The 17,860-nt window shown below is 70.4% G+C and carries 15 protein-coding genes and 2 tRNA genes; 12 read left to right on the top strand and 5 right to left on the bottom strand.

Features of this window, described 5'->3' with window-relative positions; genetic code table 11:
- Nucleotides 1–4: 4 nt before the first annotated feature.
- Genes ACFZDI_RS02445 through ACFZDI_RS02435 form a run of 3 tightly spaced genes read left to right on the top strand, consistent with a single transcriptional unit; the run spans nucleotide 5 to nucleotide 3,190 of the window.
- Nucleotides 5–1,726, top strand: coding sequence for a TerD family protein (locus ACFZDI_RS02445; RefSeq protein ID WP_391247213.1), 1,722 nt, complete (start codon nucleotides 5–7; stop codon nucleotides 1,724–1,726).
- Nucleotides 1,727–1,737: 11 nt separating this feature from the next.
- A complete protein-coding gene (locus tag ACFZDI_RS02440) occupies nucleotides 1,738–2,418 on the top strand; it encodes an AIM24 family protein (protein WP_234845832.1) in 681 nt (226 codons plus the stop codon).
- Nucleotides 2,419–2,434: 16 nt separating this feature from the next.
- Nucleotides 2,435–3,190 (top strand): AIM24 family protein, encoded by a 756-nt coding sequence (locus ACFZDI_RS02435; RefSeq protein ID WP_234845831.1) that lies wholly within the window; start codon nucleotides 2,435–2,437, stop codon nucleotides 3,188–3,190.
- A gap of 170 nt (nucleotides 3,191–3,360) precedes the next feature.
- On the opposite strand, the gene ACFZDI_RS02430 is transcribed toward ACFZDI_RS02435, so the two are convergent.
- Together ACFZDI_RS02430 and ACFZDI_RS02425 are read right to left on the bottom strand one after the other, a co-directional pair.
- The gene (locus ACFZDI_RS02430) at nucleotides 3,361–3,888 is read right to left on the bottom strand and encodes an NUDIX domain-containing protein (RefSeq protein WP_391247210.1); all 528 of its coding nucleotides are present in this window, start codon (nucleotides 3,886–3,888) and stop codon (nucleotides 3,361–3,363) included.
- Nucleotides 3,885–5,345 (bottom strand): zinc-dependent metalloprotease, encoded by a 1,461-nt coding sequence (locus ACFZDI_RS02425; protein ID WP_234845829.1) that lies wholly within the window; start codon nucleotides 5,343–5,345, stop codon nucleotides 3,885–3,887. Before ACFZDI_RS02425 ends, ACFZDI_RS02430 begins: the two co-directional genes overlap by 4 nt.
- A gap of 192 nt (nucleotides 5,346–5,537) precedes the next feature.
- Here ACFZDI_RS02425 and ACFZDI_RS02420 point away from each other — a divergent pair, with 192 nt between their 5' ends.
- The 4 genes from ACFZDI_RS02420 to ACFZDI_RS02405 all read left to right on the top strand — a co-directional run bounded on the left by ACFZDI_RS02420 (nucleotide 5,538) and on the right by ACFZDI_RS02405 (nucleotide 8,836).
- Nucleotides 5,538–6,659, top strand: a complete 1,122-nt coding sequence (locus ACFZDI_RS02420) for an SDR family oxidoreductase (protein WP_361120050.1) — start codon at nucleotides 5,538–5,540, stop codon at nucleotides 6,657–6,659.
- Nucleotides 6,660–6,817: 158 nt separating this feature from the next.
- Entirely contained in the window at nucleotides 6,818–7,279 is a 462-nt protein-coding gene (locus ACFZDI_RS02415) for a molybdenum cofactor biosynthesis protein MoaE (RefSeq protein WP_031108363.1), read from the top strand.
- Between the two features lie 231 nt (nucleotides 7,280–7,510).
- Nucleotides 7,511–7,642, top strand: a complete 132-nt coding sequence (locus ACFZDI_RS02410) for a hypothetical protein (protein ID WP_358611243.1) — start codon at nucleotides 7,511–7,513, stop codon at nucleotides 7,640–7,642.
- Nucleotides 7,643–7,744: 102 nt separating this feature from the next.
- Entirely contained in the window at nucleotides 7,745–8,836 is a 1,092-nt protein-coding gene (locus ACFZDI_RS02405; RefSeq protein ID WP_391247208.1) for a PDZ domain-containing protein, read from the top strand.
- Nucleotides 8,837–8,881: 45 nt separating this feature from the next.
- Here ACFZDI_RS02405 and ACFZDI_RS02400 read toward each other — a convergent pair whose 3' ends face one another.
- Nucleotides 8,882–9,424 carry a PPA1309 family protein gene (locus ACFZDI_RS02400; RefSeq protein WP_234845825.1) on the bottom strand — a complete coding sequence of 181 codons (543 nt, stop codon included), beginning with the start codon at nucleotides 9,422–9,424 and terminating at the stop codon, nucleotides 8,882–8,884.
- Between the two features lie 163 nt (nucleotides 9,425–9,587).
- Here ACFZDI_RS02400 and ACFZDI_RS02395 point away from each other — a divergent pair, with 163 nt between their 5' ends.
- The 4 genes from ACFZDI_RS02395 (at nucleotide 9,588) to ACFZDI_RS02380 (ending at nucleotide 15,124) form a co-directional block, all read left to right on the top strand.
- Nucleotides 9,588–12,539 carry a UPF0182 family protein gene (locus ACFZDI_RS02395; protein WP_391248006.1) on the top strand — a complete coding sequence of 984 codons (2,952 nt, stop codon included), beginning with the start codon at nucleotides 9,588–9,590 and terminating at the stop codon, nucleotides 12,537–12,539.
- Nucleotides 12,540–12,596: 57 nt separating this feature from the next.
- A tRNA-Met gene (locus ACFZDI_RS02390) sits at nucleotides 12,597–12,670 on the top strand.
- 234 nt (nucleotides 12,671–12,904) lie between these two features.
- Nucleotides 12,905–14,728 carry a sel1 repeat family protein gene (locus ACFZDI_RS02385; RefSeq protein ID WP_391247206.1) on the top strand — a complete coding sequence of 608 codons (1,824 nt, stop codon included), beginning with the start codon at nucleotides 12,905–12,907 and terminating at the stop codon, nucleotides 14,726–14,728.
- A gap of 322 nt (nucleotides 14,729–15,050) precedes the next feature.
- Nucleotides 15,051–15,124: transfer RNA gene (locus ACFZDI_RS02380), tRNA-Met, on the top strand.
- A gap of 137 nt (nucleotides 15,125–15,261) precedes the next feature.
- Here ACFZDI_RS02380 and ACFZDI_RS02375 read toward each other — a convergent pair.
- Complete coding sequence (locus ACFZDI_RS02375) at nucleotides 15,262–15,678, bottom strand: Fur family transcriptional regulator (RefSeq protein ID WP_062928973.1); 417 nt, start codon at nucleotides 15,676–15,678, stop codon at nucleotides 15,262–15,264.
- Nucleotides 15,679–15,823: 145 nt separating this feature from the next.
- Here ACFZDI_RS02375 and ACFZDI_RS02370 point away from each other — a divergent pair, with 145 nt between their 5' ends.
- Nucleotides 15,824–17,275 (top strand): catalase, encoded by a 1,452-nt coding sequence (locus ACFZDI_RS02370; RefSeq protein WP_391247204.1) that lies wholly within the window; start codon nucleotides 15,824–15,826, stop codon nucleotides 17,273–17,275.
- 70 nt (nucleotides 17,276–17,345) lie between these two features.
- Here the strand turns inward: ACFZDI_RS02370 and ACFZDI_RS02365 are convergent, their stop codons facing one another.
- Nucleotides 17,346–17,738, bottom strand: coding sequence for a CBS domain-containing protein (locus ACFZDI_RS02365; protein WP_361120065.1), 393 nt, complete (start codon nucleotides 17,736–17,738; stop codon nucleotides 17,346–17,348).
- Nucleotides 17,739–17,860: the final 122 nt, after the last annotated feature.

Here is a 17,860-nt window from a genome sequence, read left to right as displayed (position 1 = left end):
ACGCATGGCCAGGGAATTCCAACGCGGCCACAAGGCCAGGATCAGTGACCTCACCGCGGGCACGGATCTGTACGTAGGTGTACAGATCGCCGGCCCCGGACTGACCTTCGACATCAGCTGCTTCGGCCTCGACGCCGACGAACGGCTCTCGGACGACCGGTACTTCGTCTTCTTCAACCAGCCGAAGTCCCCCGAGGAGTCCATTCAGCTCCTGGGCGCCCAGGCGGGCGACACGGAGTCCTTCCGGGTGACGCTCGACCGGATCCCGCCGCAGATCCAGAAGCTGTCCTTCACGGCGACGATCGACGGCGCCGGACAGATGTCGCAGATCGCCTCCGGGTACCTCCGCATCGTCGCGGGCGGCGAGGAGGTGGCGCGCTATTCCTTCAACGGCTCGGAGTTCTCCACCGAACGGGCCGTGATGCTGGGCGACTTCTACCTCAAGGACGTCTGGCGGTTTGCCGCCGTCGGCCAGGGCTTCGACGGAGGCCTGGACGCGCTGCTGAAGAACTTCGGCGGCGAGGTCGCCGAGGAGGAGACCCCCGCGCCCGCTCCGCAGCAGCCGCAGGCGGGCGCCGCACCCGCCTTCGCCCCGCCCGCGTTCGGCGTCCCGGCCACTGCGGAACCCACCGCGCCTCCCGCCCAGCCGGCCCCCACGCCCCAGCCCGCCGCGCAGGGCTTCGCACCGCCGCCCGGCCACACGCCGCCTCCGGCGCCCGCACCGCAGGTGCACGCCGCCCCGACCATCGTCGCGCCCCTGCACACCCCGCCCGGCGGCTCGCCGGTGCCGCCTCCCGCCCCGGCGCCCGCACCGTACGGCCAGCCGGGCCAGCAGCCGCCGCACCATGGCCAGGTCCCCGGCCAGACGGCCCCGCCGCCTCCCGGCTACGGCCACCCCCAGGCACCCCACCCGTCGCAGGCACCCCACGCCCCGGCTCCGCCCCCCGGATACGGCCAGCCCACGCCGCCCCCGGGCTATGGCCAGACCACGCCTCCCCCCGGCTACGGCCAGCAGCCGCCCTACGGACAGGCGCCCCACGCCGCTCCGCAGGGTGCCCCTCAGGGCCCTGGTGTGTCCGCCGCGCTCCAGCAGTTCAAGGAGACCCCCACCGGGCAGCGCTGGACGCAGCAGAACAAGAAGCTCGTCCGCGTCGATCTCGGCATCGGCGGACAGCCCGTGCTGGCCCGGCAGGGCAGCATGGTGCTCTACCAGGGCAAGGTCGACTTCAGCTACAAGGGCGCCGGGTTCTCCGGCCGGATCGTGGGTAACGCGACCGGCCAGGAGATGCAGCTGATGCGCTGCACGGGGCAGGGGCAGGTGTTCCTCGCCGAGAACTCGACCATGCTGCACCCCCTCGAACTGCAGGGCGACGCCGTCTGCGTCTCGGCCGAGAACGTCCTCGCCTTCGACGAGAGCCTCACCTACGAGGTACGGCGCATCGAGGGCCACGGCATCCCCGGCGGCGCGCTGTTCACCATGCAGTTCCAGGGCACCGGCACCATCGTCGTGAAGACGCACGGCACGCCCGTGGTCCTGCCCGTCACGCCCACCACGTTCGCCGACTGCAACGCCGTGGTCGCCTGGTCGGCCGCCGCCCAGGTCGTCGTCTCCAGCCAGGTGCGCATGCGCCGCAACGCCTACCCCGGTGACACGGGCGAGAGCGTCAACCTCCAGTTCCGGGGAGCGCCCGGCAACTTCATCGTCGTCCAGCCTTACGAGGTCTGAGGGAGCCCGTCATGACACAGCAACTCGCGGGCCACGCCCCCGCCCCCGTCACCGCCCGCATGGAGAACCACGGCAACCACATGTTGAAGGTCGCCATGCAGACGGGCAACGACCTCCTCGCGCGCGTGGGGTCGATGGTCGCCTACGAAGGGTTCGTGCAGTACGAGCCCAACCCGCCGGCCGTGCGCCAGATCGCCAAGGACTGGCTCACCGGTGAGGGCGCGCCCCTGATGAAGTGCTCCGGCGACGGCCTGCTCTACCTCGCCGACTACGGGGCGAACGTCGTCGTCATCAACCTCAACGGCGACGGCATCTCGGTCAACGCCACCAATCTGCTCGCCTTCGACGCCCACCTGACATGGGGCGTGGAGCGGGTCAAGGGCCTGGCGAAGTTCGCCGGGCAGGGCCTGTGGAACACCAAGATCTCCGGCCAGGGCTGGGTCGCGCTGACCTCCCGGGGCAAGCCCATCGTCGTCGACTGCGGAGGCGGCGAGGACGAGACCTACGTCGACCCCGACGCGCTCGTCGCCTGGTCCCCGAACCTCAAGGTGAAGGGCAAGCGCAGCTTCCGGGCGCAGTCGCTGATCGGCCGCGGCAGCGGCGAGGCCTACCAGATGGCCTTCTCCGGTCAGGGCATCGTCGTCGTCCAGCCCAGCGAGGACAGCACCGACCGTCTCCGGTTCCGGGGCTGAGGGGGAGCCACACGTCATGCAGAGCCCTATTTTCGCCTACAACGAGCAGCAGACCCAGGAGCGCTGGAGTCTGCAGAACAAGCAGATGCTGCGGGTCGCCCTGGAGGGCCACGACGACGTCCTGGCCCGCAAGGGCACCATGGTCGCCTACCAGGGACTCGTGGAGTTCGACGCCGAGTTCCAGAGCAACCAGCAGTCCCGCGCGCGTGCGCAGACCGGGGAGGGACTGGACCTCATGCGCTGCCACGGGCAGGGCACGGTCTACCTCGCCAACCTCAAGCAGCACGTCCACATCATGGAGGTGGACCAGGACGGCCTCACCGTCGACAGCAGCTACGTGCTGGCGATGGACTCCTCCCTGCACCACGAGGTCATCGCCGTGGACAGCCTGTACGGCATCTCCGGCTCCGGGAAGTACCAGCTCAACATCTCCGGCCGGGGCAAGGTCGCCCTGATGACCTCCGGGATGCCGCTGCTGTTGCAGGTGACGCCGGACAAATACGTCAACTGCGACGCCGACGCGATCGTCGCCTGGTCGACGAGCCTGAGGGTGCAGATGCAGGCCCAGACGCACTCCTCCGGGGTGTGGAGGCGCCGCGGCAGCACCGGTGAGGGCTGGGAGCTGAGCTTCATGGGTACCGGCCACGCGCTGGTCCAGCCGAGTGAGCTGCTGCCGCCGCAGAACGCCCAGATCGGCTCGGGTCTCGCCGCGCAGTACGGCATGGGCCAGCAGGGAGCGCGGGGGCAGAACCAGGGCAACGTCTGGAGCTGAGCGCTCCGCGGGGTCGGCCGATTCGGGTTCGAGGGGCTGTGCGGTCTCGCTCAGGCCGGGGACCGTCCGTGGCTGGTCGCGCAGTTCCCCGCACCCCTGACGGGGCGCAGCCCATTGTCAGAATCGACAGGTAAGGGGCGGCCGCAAGAGCGGCCGCCCCTTACCGGTGTTCAAGCCCCGAGCCTCGCGCGGGTCGCCGCCAGCAGTTGTACGACCGACTCGTCCGCGACCTCGGCCACCTCGTCGTAGCCGAACCAGCGCACGTCGAGTGACTCGTCGCTGATCGCGTGCTCCGCGTCCGGGGGCGCCACCACCGCGTACTGGACGTCGAAGTGGCGGTGGCAGGGCGGCGGGATCGGATGCCGGTCCAGGCGTACCGGGCCGCCGGGCAGCAGGGAGAGACCCGGGACCCCGGACTCCTCCGTCGCCTCACGCAGGGCGGCGTCGGCGAGGGAAGCGTCCCCTGGCTCGCAGTGGCCGCCCATCTGCAGCCACATCCGGAGCTTCTTGTGCAGGGTCAGCAGCACCCGGCCGCCCTCGGGATCGATCACCAGGGCGCTCGCTGTGATGTGGCCCGCGTGGCAGGCCTTCCACAGGCCGTCCGGGTGGTCCGCCAAGTGATCCAGATAGGCCTGGCGCAGCTCGGTCTGGTCCTCGTGCCCCTTCAGTACGAGGACCGCGTCGTCGTACAGGCTCACCCGGCGTCGTCGCCCTTGCTCTCGCCTTCGCCCTCGTCCTTCTTCTTGAGGTCGGGCTTGTCCGCCGCCTCGCCGAGCATCTTGTCCAGCTCGGAGAAGTCGATCTGCTCCCGGTGCACGAAGCCGTCCGGGTCGTCCAGGTCGGTCGCGGTCGGCAGCATGTCCGGGTGGTGCCACAGGGCGTCCCGGCCGTCGACCCCGCGCGCGTCCGTGAGCGAGGCCCACAGCCGGGAGGCGTCCCGCAGGCGGCGCGGACGCAGCTCCAGGCCGATCAGCGTGGCGAACGTCTGCTCGGCAGGGCCTCCCGAGGCGCGGCGGCGGCGCAGCGTCTCGCGCAGGGCGTCGGCGGACGCCAGGCGGGGCTTCGCGGCGGCGTGGACCACCGCGTCGACCCAGCCCTCCACGAGCGCCAGAGCCGTCTCCAGACGGGCCAGGGCGGCCTTCTGCTCGGGCGTGTCCTCCGGCTGGAACATGCCCTGCTGAAGGGCTTCCTGCAGCTGCTCCGGATTCTGCGGGTCGAACTGGCCGACCACGTCCTCCAGCTTGGCCGTGTCGACCTTGATCCCGCGGGCGTAGCCGTCGACCGCGCCGAACAGATGCGAGCGCAGCCACGGCACGTGCGCGAAGAGGCGCTGGTGGGCGGCCTCGCGCAGGGCGAGATACAGCCGCACCTCCTCCTGGGGGACGCTCAGGTCCTTGCCGAAGGTCTCGATGTTGACCGGCAGCAGCGCGGCCTTGCCGGCCGGCCCGAGCGGCAGGCCGATGTCGGACGAGCCGACGACCTCACCGGCGAGCACACCGACGGCCTGCCCGATCTGCGTGCCGAACATGGCGCCGCCCATCGAGCGCATCATGCCGATCAGCGGGCCGGCCATGGCCTGCATCTCCTCCGGCAGGACATCGCCCATGGCGGTGCCGACGCGCTCGGCCACCGGATCGACGAGCTCCTTCCAGGCGGGCAGGGTGGCCTCGACCCACTCCGCGCGGCTCCAGGCCACCGCGGAGGCGGCGCCGGAGGGCAGGGACGTGGCGTCGTCGAGCCACAGGTCGGCCAGGCGGACGGCTTCCTCGACGGCCTTGCGGTCGGCGGGGCCGACACTGGCGTCCTTGGTGCCGTCGGGACTGCCCTGGGAGACCGTCTGGCGGGCGATCTGCTTGGCCATGTCCCAGTTCACCGGGCCGCCCTCGTAGGAGAGCATCTGGCCCAGCTGCTGGAACGCGGCGCCCAGGTCGGTGGGGTTCAGCGACCCGAACATGGCTGCGAACGGATTGTCCGCACCGGGGCCGCCAGGGCCGCCGGGGCCTTGGCCGAAGCCACCGGCTCCGGGCAGGCCGCCGAAACCGAACGGGTTGGCCGGTCCCTGACCACCACCGCTCTCCTGGTCCTTCTTCTTGCCCTCGTCGCCGTCGTCCGGCTCCTCCGGCGGAAGGCCGAATCCGAATGGGGTGTCACTCACGGGATTCCTCGGCTGGTAGGGCCGCCGGTTCTTTCCGGCGGCACGGCTGCCCGACAACACCACCCAGCGTAGACACCCGGGGCGGATCGGGCCTCGGTGCTTCGCCGGGTGACGGCCTGCGGCAGGATGGATGCCACCTGGTACGCACGCGTCGGACGCGCTCGTACTGAAGACAACCGCTGGAGACGCCCGGTGAGTTCCCCAGATCCGCAGGTTCGCGCAGCGCGAAACCAGTCAACCAGTTCCGCGAGTCCCGCGGCGCGCGGCCCCGTCGTCGCGGTCACCGGCGCCGCGTACGGCGTCGGAGCCCTGCTCACGGAGCGGCTGGCCGCATCCGACGAGGTCAAGCAGGTCCTCGCCATCGACGAGCGGCGCGGCGAGTGCGCGGCGGCTCAGTGGCACATCCTGGACGTACGGGACCCGGCCATCGCGGACAAACTGCGCGGGGCCGACGTGGTGGTGCACCTGGCGCTCGACCTCGACCTGGAAACCGACGCAGCCGCCCGAACGGCCTACAACGTACGGGGGACGCAAACCGTCCTCACGGCTGCCGCGGCCGCCGGAGTGCACCGCGTCGTGCTGTGCACTTCGGCGATGGTCTACGGGGCGCTGCCCGACAACGAGCTGCCGCTGTCCGAGGACGCCGAGCTGCGTGCCACGGCCGAGGCGACCGGCGTCGGCGACCTGCTGGAGATCGAACGGCTCGCGCGGCGCGCGCCCCGGGCGCACCCCGGGCTCAATGTCACCGTGGTACGGCCGGCCGTGCTGGTCGGAGGCACCGACACGGCACTGACCAGGTACTTCGAATCTCCCCGGCTCCTCGTCGTCGCCGGGTCGCGCCCGGCGTGGCAGTTCTGCCACGTCGACGACCTGTGCAGCGCGCTGGAGTACGCCGTTCTGGAGAAGGTCGACGGCGAGCTGACCGTCGGCTGCGACGGCTGGCTGGAGCAGGAGGAGGTCGAGGAGCTCAGCGGGATCCGGCGGATGGAGCTGCCGTCGGCGGTCGCGCTGGGTGCGGCGGCACGGCTGCACCGCATCGGGCTCACGCCGTCGCCGGCGGGGGACCTGGCGTACACGATGTACCCCTGGGTGGTGAGCGGCAGCCGGCTGCACGACGCCGGGTGGCGGCCGCAGTACACCAACGAGGAGGTGCTGGCGGAACTCCTGGAGGAGGTCTCCGGCCGGCACACCGTCGCCGGACGGCGGCTGGGCCGCAAGGACGCGACGGCCGCGGGTGCCGCCGGCGCGACGGTGGCGCTGCTCGGTGCCGCCGCGGTGGTGCGGCGGGCCCGCAAGGCCCGGCGGCGGATCTGAGGAACCCCTTTTGCGGACTGCACGGAGTCGGCAGACGCCTTCTGCAGCGTGAGATGTACTGAAGATGCCGCCCCTGTAGAAGGCTCCAAACGCTTACGCGCGCGTGCCGGGCGATAGCTCTATTCCGCGCTGTCGGTCGCGTGCGGCACGATGGACGCATGGCAACCACGAACGATCACCCCGGTGAGCAGGCCGCGCAGGACCCGATCAAGCTGATCGGCATCCGGGACTCGGCCCTCTCCCTGGACGAGGTGTTCCGGGCCGTCGGGGACGACGCGGCCGGCGGCACCGCGCTCTTCGTGGGAACCGTGCGGAACCACGACGGAGGCGCCGACGTCGACGAGCTGGGGTATTCGTGCCACCCCAGTGCCGAGGCCGAGATGCGGCGCATCGCCGAGAAGGTCGCCGCCGAGTTCCCGGTGCGGGCCCTGGCGGCCGTGCACCGCGTGGGCGACCTGCGGGTCGGGGACCTCGCCGTGGTCGTCGCCGTCTCCTGCCCGCACCGCGGGGAGGCCTTCGAGGCCTGCCGGAAGCTGATCGACGACCTCAAGCACGAAGTGCCGATCTGGAAGCACCAGAAGTTCTCCGACGGCACCGAGGAGTGGGTCGGCGCCTGCTGACCCCCGTGAGTCCGCCTGCTACCCCCTCGGCCCGCCTGCTGACCCCCGTGAGTCCGCCTTCTGGGCCCGTACCCGCCGGCTGGTTGTGGAGGCCGGCCTCCGGTTGCGTAACCGCACCCCTGGCGTGAGCGTTGTCACTGCGGATCGTTAATCTGCTGATCAGTCAGTTGCGGATGCTCGAAGGGGTTGGAGGTCGGCATGGCGGCGCTCGCCTGGTTGCTGATTCCGCTTGTGGCTGCCATCGGCGCGGGGCTGTGGGGCAGTTGGGCCAACCGGACCCGCAAGGTCCGCAACGACGGGCCCGAGCTCACCGGCTACGCCCGCTTCCGCGAGGCCATGGAGAAGCCCCGGCCGGGTGCCTGAAGACCGAGGAAACCGCAGGTCACACATGGTGTGAAGGGCAGGGTCGCCCCGGACGGGCGGCCCTGACGGTGCGCTGACAGGACCGTCCCGTACTGTCGACTCATGCCACGCCGCACCGCGACGATGCTCGCCTCCACCCTGATGCTGATCGCGCTCCTGTGCGCGGGAGTGTTCATCCCCGTGCCCTACTCGGAGATGTCACCGGGGCCGACGGTGAACACGCTGGGCGATCACGACGGTGAGCCGGTGCTGCAGATCGCGGGCAGGAAGACCTACGCGACCAGGGGCCACCTGAACATGACGACGGTCCGGGTGACGAGCGCCGACTACCGGATGAACCTGGTCGAGGCCGTCTACGGCTGGCTCGCGCACGACAACAAGGTCGTGCCGCACGAGACGCTCTACCCGGACGGCAAGACCGAGGAGCAGTCCACCCAGGAGAACGCCGAGGAGTTCAGCCAGTCCCAGGAGAGCGCCAAGGTCGCCGCCCTGAAGCAGCTGGACGTCCCGGTGAAGTCCTGGGTGATCGTCTCCACGGTCGTCAAGGGTTCCCCGGCCGAGGGCAAGCTGCACGCCGGAGACGTGATCAAGGCCGTCGACGGTACGGCCGTGAAGGAGCCGGCCGACGTCGCCAAGCTCGTCACACGGCACAGGCCGGGCCAGCAGGTCCGCTTCACGATCGTCCCCGCCAAGGAGCAGGCCGCCGCGGAGAAGGAGAAGCGGACGCCGACCGGGGCGCAGGACGTGACCATGACCACCACGACGTCCGACGACACCGGTGAGAAGCGCGCCATCGTCGGGATCTCCGCGGGGACCGACCACACCTTCCCGTTCACCATCGACATCAAGCTCGCGGACGTCGGCGGGCCGAGCGCCGGGCTGATGTTCGCGCTCGGCATCTACGACAAGCTCACCCCGGGCAGCCTGACCGGCGGCACGTTCGTGGCCGGCACCGGCACGATCGACGACGCCGGCAAGGTCGGGCCGATCGGCGGCATCGAGATGAAGACCGTGGGCGCGCGGGCCAAGGGCGCGCAGTACTTCCTGACGCCCGCCGACAACTGCGCGGCCGCCGCCAAGGACACCCCGGACGGCCTCACCCTGGTCAAGGTGGGCACCATCAAGGACGCCCTGGGCGCCCTGAAGGACATCCGCAGCGGCGACACCGCCGACCTGCCGAAGTGCGGTAACTAGCCCGGGACCGAAGACCCGGGCGGCACACCGCACGGTCCCGCGGAGCTACTCCTCGAACGTCGCCGACAGTGCCTCCGCCAGCCCGGGGACCAGGTCGGAGCCGGTCAGGACCTCGGTGGGTGAGTCCTTCTCGCGCAGCCGCAGGGCCGACTCACGCGTGCCGTCGCGCAGCACCGCCACCGTCATGCGGACCTCCTGGCGCTCCGGGTGGTCGGCCACCCACTTCGTGAGCTCGGCCTCGCTCAGACCCTTCGGAACCTGCGCCTCCGCGGAGGGCGGCAGCATCAGGCGCTCCACGGCGAGGGCGCAGCCGGCCACCGCGTCGGGCCAGGCGATGGTGGCGAGGAACTCGTCGAGCGGCTTGCCCGTCGGCACTTCGTCCTGCTCGATCGGGGTGAGGCCGGAATGCTCCGACTCGTCCCCGAGACCGAGCCGGTCGGCGAGCGAGGGCTCATCGGCCCGCAGCCGTGCGGTGTCGACGAGGGCGAAAAGGCGGGCTGACTGGTCCCAGCCGAGGCCGGAGACGTACTCGTCGATCTCGAGAACGGCCCGGGTGAGCGGGTTCGCAGCCATGGGAGTGTTGGACATGGTCACAATCCTGCCTCGTTCCCGGCCGGAATCGGGAACCGAGTAAACGGTGAGTAAGTTGCATAGGTGGGGGCCCACGATCAGGGGGGCCACGCACGGTCCGTGAAGACGCGGGCCTGACGAATCAACAGCGAACTTCGAGGTGCGCACCTTGGCTTTCCAGATGCCGGACCGCGGCGGAGGCCCGACAGGGCCGCGGATGAGAGTGGGCCGCCCGTCCCGGCGTGTCCGGACCCTGCTCATGACGCTGGGCGTCCTGGCCGTTCTCGGCATGGCGTTCACCATGTTCGCGGGCTTCTGGACGGACTGGCTCTGGTACCGCTCGGTGAACTACTCCTCGGTCTTCACCACCACCCTGTGGACCAAGATCGGGCTCTTCTTCGTCTTCGGCCTGCTCATGGCCCTCGCCGTCGGCTTCAATATCTGGCTGGCGCACCGGCTGCGGCCGCCGCTGAGCGCCATGTCGATGGAGCAGCAGAACCTCGACCGCTATCGGATGGGCATCGCGCCCTACAAGAAGTGGCTGCTGCTCGGGATCACCGCCCTCGTGGGCCTGATCGCCGGCGCCTCCGCCTCCGGGCAGTGGCGGACGTGGCTGATGTGGGTCAACGGCGTGCCCTTCGGCGAGAAGGACCCCCAGTTCAAGCTGGACGTCTCCTTCTACGCCTTCGACCTGCCCTGGTACCGGTTCCTGCTCGGCTTCGGCTTCGCCGCGGCGATCCTGTCCTTGATCGCCGCCGCGCTCACGCACTACCTGTACGGCGGGCTGCGCGTCACGAGCCCCGGCGCCCGCGCCACCGCCGCGGCCACCGGGCACCTGTCGGTGCTCATCGGCATCTTCGTCGCTCTCAAGGCCGTCGCGTACTGGCTCGACCGCTACGGACTGGCGGTGAAGTCCAGTGACTTCAGGGCGACCGACAACTGGACGGGCCTGAGGTACGTCGACGCCAACGCCTACCTGCCGGCCAAGACGATCCTGTTCTGCATCGCCGTGATCTGCGCGCTGCTGTTCTTCGCCACCATCTGGCGGCGCACCTGGCAGCTGCCCGTGATCGGCTTCGGCCTGATGGTGCTCTCCGCGATCCTCATCGGCGGGCTGTACCCGGCGATCGTGCAGAAGTTCCAGGTCCAGCCGAACGAGCAGGCCAAGGAAGCGCCGTACGTCGAGAAGAACCTCGAGGCCACGCGCCAGGCTTATGGCATCGACGGCACCAAGGTCACGGACTACTCGGGCACGAGCAAGACCGAGGACAAGACCACGCTGCGCGACGACGTCCCCGCCACGGCGAGCATCCGGATCATGGACCCGAACATCGTCTCGCCGACGTTCCAGCAGCTCCAGCAGATCAGGAACTACTACGCGTTCCCGACCAACCTGGACGTCGACCGCTACCCCAAGAAGGGCAAGGACCAGGACACGGTCCTCGGCCTGCGTGAAATCAACCTCGCGGGCATCCCGAAGAAGAACTGGATCAACAACCACTTCCGTTACACCCACGGATACGGAGTGGTCGCCGCCGAGGGCACCAGCGCCGACGCCCAGGGCCGGCCGAACTTCACGGAGTCCGACCTGCCGTCCAAGGGCGACCTGGGCACGTACGAGCAGCGGGTCTACTACGGCGAGAAGACCACCACGTACTCGATCGTCGGCGGTCCCCAGAAGGAGATCGACTACTCCGACGACAACGGCGAGAAGACCACCAGCTACAAGGGCGACAGCGGGGTCGATCTCTCCAACCCGGTCAACCGGGCCGCGTACGCGGTGGCGTTCGGCGAGCCGCAGATCCTGTACTCCGGTGCCATCGGCGACGGTTCGCGGATCCTGTACAACCGGACGCCCAAGGAGCGCGTCGAGGCGGTCGCCCCCTGGCTGACCATCGACGGCGACGCCTACCCGGCGGTGGTCAACGGCCGCATCCAGTGGATCGTCGACGCGTACACGACGACGAACGGCTACCCGTACTCCTCGCGTACGACGCTCGGTGACACCACGGCCGACTCGCTGACCGCCACCAACGACAACCGCGCGGTGGTGGCCCAGCAGAACCAGGTCAACTACATCCGGAACTCGGTGAAGGCGACCGTCGACGCCTACTCCGGCGAGGTCAAGCTCTACCAGTGGGACACCAAGGACCCGGTCCTGAAGACCTGGATGAAGGCCTTCCCGGACACGGTCGAGCCCAAGAGCGACATCTCCAAGGACCTGATGGACCATCTGCGCTACCCGCAGGACCTGTTCAAGGTCCAGCGGGAGCTGCTCACGCGCTACCACGTGAAGGACGCGACGACGTTCCTCAGCGGCAGCGAGGTGTGGCAGGTGCCGGACGACCCGACGAACCGGTCGGGCAGCGCGGTGCCGCCGTACTACCTGAGCATGAAGATGCCCGACCAGCAGGCACAGGCGTTCTCGCTGACGACGACGTTCACGCCCAACGGACGTGACAACCTCAGTGCGTTCATGGCGGTCGACGCCGAGGCGGGCACCGGCGACTACGGCAAGATCAGAATCCTGAAACTGCCGACCAACACCACGGTCAACGGCCCCAAGCAGGTCCAGAGCCAGTTCAACTCGCAAGAGGACATCGCCGAATCCATCAGGCTCCTGAGAGGCGGCGACTCCGAAGTCGAGTACGGCAACCTGCTCACGGTGCCGCTCGACGGCGGACTGCTGTACGTGGAGCCGGTCTACGTCCGCGGTGGCGGGCTGAAGTACCCGCTGCTGCGCAAGGTGCTGGTCACCTACGGAGGCCAGACGGCGTTCGAGAACACCCTCGACGAGGCCCTGAACAAGGTCTTCGGAGCGGACGGCCCGACCACCGAGCCACCGGACGAGGGCGACACGACCCAGCCGCCGCCGGCGTCCGACAACCCGACGGTCCAACAGGCCCTGGAGGACGCCCAGAAGGCGTTCGACGCGGGCCAGGAGGCCCTGAAGAAGAACGACTGGGAGGCGTACGGCAAGGCGCAGAAGGACCTTGAGGACGCCCTGCGGCGGGCCGAGGACGCGCAGTCCGAGGCGAGCCGGTCGGGCGGTGCCGGGGGCGGCGAGAGCAAGCCCGGCGGCAAGCCGAGCAGCGGCGCCAGCGGCAGTCCGAGCCCGAAGCCGAGCAGCTAGGGCCCTGGCCTGGTCAGATGCTCGTCCCGCGCCGTGATACGGTTGTGAACACAACGGCGCGGGGTGGAGCAGCTCGGTAGCTCGCTGGGCTCATAACCCAGAGGTCGCAGGTTCAAATCCTGTCCCCGCTACTGAAGTCGCGATGTCCGAGTGATGGAGCGACACCGAAGGCCCGGATTCCACAAAGGAATCCGGGCCTTCGTGATGTGTGAACGCATGTGCTGGCGCCGCCTGCGGCCGCGCCACCGGGGGGAGTTGGCCGATCTGTGTTTGACTTGTCTCTCTGTGGGCATGTCGACAAAACGCTGAAGTGACCTCACTGGCTGCGGTATACCAGGTGTACCCAGGTTGCAGGTGGTGCGACGATGGACGTTATGGGGGACAAGGCAACTCTGTTCGAGACAGGGCGTTTTGTGCAGCCTTCCAGCCGGGAGGACACCGAGACCCCGGACGAGACCGGGGAGATCGCCGACGAGGCGGCCGAAGAGCTGCGTCAGCGGCTGGCCGCCGAGGCCGGCGACGTCGAGGCGATGAGTGTCCTCGGGGCCATGTTGCTGCGCCGCGGTGACCTCGACGGTGCCGAGCCTCATCTGCGTGCCGCCACCGCCGCGGGCGACCGGGCGGCCGCCAACAACCTGGGAGTCCTCCTGCATCAGCGGGGGTACGCCGACGAGGCCGCCGGCTGGTGGCGGATCGCCGCCGTCGCCGGGTCCACGGCGGCCGCGCACGCCCTCGGGCGGCACCACCGCGAGCGGGGCGACGAGCCCGCCGCCGAGTACTGGCTGCGCCAGTCCGCCGAACAGGGCCACACGCTGGGCGCCTACGCGCTCGCCGATCTGCTGGAGCACCGCGGTGACGCCGCGGCCGAGCGGTGGATGCGGACCGCGGCCGAGCGCGGGCACCGGGAAGCGGCGTACCGGCTCGCGCGGGCGCTGGACCGGAAGGCGGCGCGGGAGGCCGACGGCGACAACGGTGTCCAGGCGCCCGAGGAGGCCGAGCAGTGGTACCGGCAGGCCGCCGCACGCGGCCACCGGCGGGCCGCGCTGCACCTCGGGACGATCCTGGAGAGGCGGGGCGAGCTCAAGGAGGCCGGACGCTGGTACCTCACGTCCGCCAAGGACGGGGAGGCCCGTGCCGCGTGCGCGCTCGGCTTCCTGCTGCGCGACGCGGGCGACACCGAGAACGCCGCCGTGTGGTGGCTGCGGGCCGCCCAGGACGGCGACGGCAACGCGGCGAACGCGCTGGGGGCGCTGCACGCCGAGCGGGGCGAGACCCAGACCGCCGAGCGCTGGTACCGGGCCGCCATGGACGCGGGAGACGTTAACGGCGCGTACAACCTCGGTCTGCTCTGCGCCGAGCAGGGACGCACCCCGCAGGCCGAGCAGTGGTACCGGCGCGCAGCCTACGCCGGGCACCGCGAGGCCGCGAACGCGCTGGCGATCCTGCTGCTGCGGGCTGGCGATGAGACCGGCGCGGAGCCGTGGTTCTCCAAGGCCGCCGAGGCCGGGAGCGTCGACGCCGCCTTCAACCTCGGCATCCTGCACGCCGGGCGGGGCGAGGAGCAGGCCGCGCTGGGCTGGTACGAGCGTGCCGCGGCCGCGGGGCACACCGAGGCGGCGCTCCAGGTCGGCATGGCGCGACTGCGCGACGGCGACGAGCAGGAGGCCGAGCGGCACCTGCGGTGCGCGGCCGGGGGCGGGAGCGCCGAGGCCGCGTACCGGCTGGCGACCGTGCTCGACGCGCGGCGCCCGCCGGAGCCCGCGCACGAGCTCGGGGAGCCGGTGCACCGGCGGAGCGAGTGCGAGGAGTGGTACGAGCGGGCGGCGTCCCAGGGGCACCGGCGCGCGCAGGTGCGGGTCGGCATGCTGGCGGCGGCCCGCGGCGATGTCGTCGAGGCGGCGCGGTGGTACCGGGAGGCCGCCGAGGCCGGGTCCCGCAACGGCGCGTTCAACCTCGGGCTGCTGCTGGCCAGGGAAGGGAGCGAGCCGGAGGCGGCGGTGTGGTGGACGCGCGCCGCCGACGCCGGTCACGGGCGGGCGGCGTTGCGGCTGGCCCTGTTCTACGCGCGTCGGGGCGAGCTGGCGGAGGGACAGCGCTGGGCCGACCGGGCCATGTCGATGGGGCCGGCGTCCGTCGCCGAGAGGGCGGAGCGCCTGAGGGACGCGCTGCGGCAGGAGCTGTCCGCGTGAGGTCCTGCCGCCGGGGAGGGCCGCAGGACGGCCAGGGCACCGGCCGACCCTGTCCGCCGCCGGCCACCACAGGGGGTTCGTCTGCCGCGGCCTGCCGCCGGAGGCTTGTCCTGCCGCGGCCGGCTCCCGGGGCTTCGTCCCCGTCGACCCCGAAGGAGCCGTCCCGGACGGGGGCGGGGGGAGCCTGGGTGGGGTTCCAGGGGAGCCCCGCGTATGGGCGCCGGAGCTGACCCCGGCAGGGGTGCGGGAGGCGGCCCGGGGGGAGCGGCGGGGAATGGATTTGCATCCGTCCTCTGCGGTGACGTAACGTTGCATTCACCGACGCGGGGTGGAGCAGCTCGGTAGCTCGCTGGGCTCATAACCCAGAGGTCGCAGGTTCAAATCCTGTCCCCGCTACTGAAAGCCGAGGGCCGGAATCCGAAAGGGTTCCGGCCCTCGGTGTATAGGGCGCCAGTGTGCGCCCCTGCGGTTCGGCAGCAGAGAGCCCCGGCACCCATCGGTGCCGGGGCTCTCGTGCGTTCCGTGCGGGAGGGCTAGGCGGCCGCGCAGTTCGGGCAGACGCCGCGGTACGTCACCTCGACGTCCGAGACCGTGAAGCCGAAGCGCTCGGTGTCGGGGAGGTCCGCCAGCGGATTGCCGGTCGGGTGGACGTCCCGGATCGCGCCGCACTGCGCACAGACCAGGTGGTGGTGCGGCTGGTGGGCGTTCGGGTCGTACCGCTTGGCGCGCTGGTCCGTGGAGACCTCGAGCACCTCGCCGAGGGTCACGAGCTCGCCCAGCGTGTTGTAGACGGTCGCCCGGGAGATCTCGGGCAGCTTGGCGACGGCCCGGGCGTGGACCTCGTCGGCCGTCAGATGGACGTGTTCGCCGTCGAGGACCTCAGCCACGACACGTCGCTGCGCGGTCATCCGCCATCCGCGTCCGCGCAGCCGTTCCAGAAGGTCGCTCATGGCCACCAGCCTAACAGCAAAGGAGACCAGGTCCCGAACAGGTGTGAGTTTAGAGGGCTGCTTGCTTTAGACATTGTCTATTGTAGGATCGAGACCGGCTTTGGCCAGTGGACAGGACTGGTCAGGAATGGTGCAGGAGGCGCACGTGACGCAGGGACCGCTTACGACGGAGGCCGGTGCTCCGGTCGCCGACAACCAGAACAGCGAGACCGCGGGCGTCGGCGGCCCGGTGCTCGTCCAGGACCAGCTGCTGCTGGAGAAGCTGGCCCACTTCAACCGTGAGCGCATCCCGGAGCGCGTGGTGCACGCCCGCGGCGCGGGGGCCTACGGCACCTTCACGGTGACCGCCGACGTCACCCCGTACACGCGTGCCGCGTTCCTCTCCGAGGCCGGCAAGCAGACCGAGGTGTTCCTGCGCTTCTCGACGGTGGCCGGCAACCTGGGCGCGGCGGACGCTGTCCGCGACCCGCGCGGCTTCGCGCTGAAGTTCTACACCGAGGAGGGCAACTACGACCTCGTCGGCAACAACACTCCGGTGTTCTTCATCAAGGACGCCATCAAGTTCCCGGACTTCATCCACACCCAGAAGCGCGACCCCTACACCGGCTCGACGGAGGCGGACAACGTCTGGGACTTCTGGAGTCTGTCGCCCGAGTCCACGCATCAGGTGACCTGGCTGTTCGGCGACCGGGGCATTCCCGCCTCGTACCGCCACATGGACGGCTTCGGCTCGCACACCTTCCAGTGGACCAACGCGGCCGGTGAGGCCTTCTGGGTGAAGTACCACTTCAAGACCGACCAGGGCATCAAGAACCTGACCAGTGCCGAGGCCGCCCGGCTCGCGGGTGAGGACCCCGACTCCCACCAGCGTGACCTGCGCCAGGCCATCGAGCGCGGCGAGTACCCGAGCTGGACCGTCGGTGTGCAGATCATGCCGGTGGCCGAGGCGGCGACGTACCGCTTCAACCCGTTCGACCTGACCAAGGTCTGGCCGCACGCGGACTACCCGGTGATCGAGATCGGCCGGCTGGAGCTCAACCGCAACCCGCAGAACGTCTTCGCCGAGGTCGAGCAGTCGATCTTCAGCCCCGCCCACTTCGTGCCGGGCATCGGCCCGTCCCCGGACAAGATGCTCCAGGGCCGCCTCTTCGCCTACGGCGACGCCCACCGCTACCGCGTCGGCATCAACGCCGACCACCTGCCGGTGAACCGCCCGCACGCCACCGTGGCGCGCACCAACTCCCGAGACGGCTACCTCTACGACGGCCGGCACCAGGGGGCGAAGAACTACGAGCCGAACAGCTTCGGCGGCCCGCACCAGACGGACCGTCCGCTGTGGTCCGCCACGGCCGTGAACGGCGCGACGGGCAACCACCCGGCGCCGGTCCACGCCGAGGACGACGACTTCGTGCAGGCGGGCAACCTCCACCGGCTGATGGGCGAGGACGAGAAGGAGCGCCTGATCGCCAACCTGGCGGGCTTCCTCGCCAAGGTCTCGCGCGACGACATCGTCGAGCGGGCGATCGACAACTTCCGTCGGGCCGACGGAGACTACGGCAAGCGGCTGGAGGTCGCGGTCCAGGCCCTGCGCGGCTGAACTCCAGCGCTGGACCGCTTGCGGTAGCGGACGGGCCGGGCCCTTCTCGGGGCCCGGCCCGTCCCTGTCGTCAGGCCGGGACCTGCTGGCGTGCAGGGGCCCAGCAGCGGATGATGTCGCGGACCGAGACGATGCCCGCGGGTTCGCCGCCGTCCAGCACGATGAGGTGCCGGAAGCCGCCGTGTGCCATGGCGGCCGCCGCCTCCTCCAGTGTCCAGGCGGGAGCGGCGAACACGACGTTGTTGGTGGTGTGGGCGTGGGCGCGTTCCGTGTCCGGGTCCTGGCCCAGACCCACGGAGTTGAGGATGTCGCGTTCGGTGAGGATGCCGATGCCGCCGGCGTCGGGGTCGTGGACCACCGCCGCACCGACCTTGCGCGCGGACATCAGCGCCGCGGCCTGGCGCAGGGTGTGGGTCGGGCCGATCGTGAGGACGACAGTGCTCATGGCGTCACGGACGAGCATGGATGGAGCCACCTCCTGGGAGTCTCCCCGCCGTTCGTTCGGAATTTCACAAATTCACAAGTGGGGGGACTCTCAGGGTGGCAGGTAAAGGGAGGGTCAACAAGGGGGCGCTCGGTAACAAC

This window comes from Streptomyces sp. NPDC007907 (assembly GCF_042959365.1).
GTDB lineage: Bacteria > Actinomycetota > Actinomycetes > Streptomycetales > Streptomycetaceae > Streptomyces > Streptomyces indiaensis.
This window is presented reverse-complemented; position numbering and strand designations above follow the sequence as displayed.

Excerpts from the sequence above, each read along its gene's own strand:
- ACFZDI_RS02445 (WP_391247213.1), top strand. The coding sequence starts at position 5 with ATGGCCAGGGAATTCCAACGCGGCCACAAGGCCAGGATCAGTGACCTC.
- ACFZDI_RS02440 (WP_234845832.1), top strand. The coding sequence starts at position 1,738 with ATGACACAGCAACTCGCGGGCCACGCCCCCGCCCCCGTCACCGCCCGC.
- ACFZDI_RS02435 (WP_234845831.1), top strand. The coding sequence starts at position 2,435 with ATGCAGAGCCCTATTTTCGCCTACAACGAGCAGCAGACCCAGGAGCGC.
- ACFZDI_RS02415 (WP_031108363.1), top strand. The coding sequence starts at position 6,818 with ATGGCAACCACGAACGATCACCCCGGTGAGCAGGCCGCGCAGGACCCG.
- ACFZDI_RS02405 (WP_391247208.1), top strand. The coding sequence starts at position 7,745 with ATGCCACGCCGCACCGCGACGATGCTCGCCTCCACCCTGATGCTGATC.
- ACFZDI_RS02400 (WP_234845825.1), bottom strand. The coding sequence starts at position 9,424 with ATGTCCAACACTCCCATGGCTGCGAACCCGCTCACCCGGGCCGTTCTC.
- ACFZDI_RS02395 (WP_391248006.1), top strand. The coding sequence starts at position 9,588 with ATGCCGGACCGCGGCGGAGGCCCGACAGGGCCGCGGATGAGAGTGGGC.
- ACFZDI_RS02385 (WP_391247206.1), top strand. The coding sequence starts at position 12,905 with ATGGACGTTATGGGGGACAAGGCAACTCTGTTCGAGACAGGGCGTTTT.
- ACFZDI_RS02375 (WP_062928973.1), bottom strand. The coding sequence starts at position 15,678 with ATGAGCGACCTTCTGGAACGGCTGCGCGGACGCGGATGGCGGATGACC.
- ACFZDI_RS02365 (WP_361120065.1), bottom strand. The coding sequence starts at position 17,738 with ATGCTCGTCCGTGACGCCATGAGCACTGTCGTCCTCACGATCGGCCCG.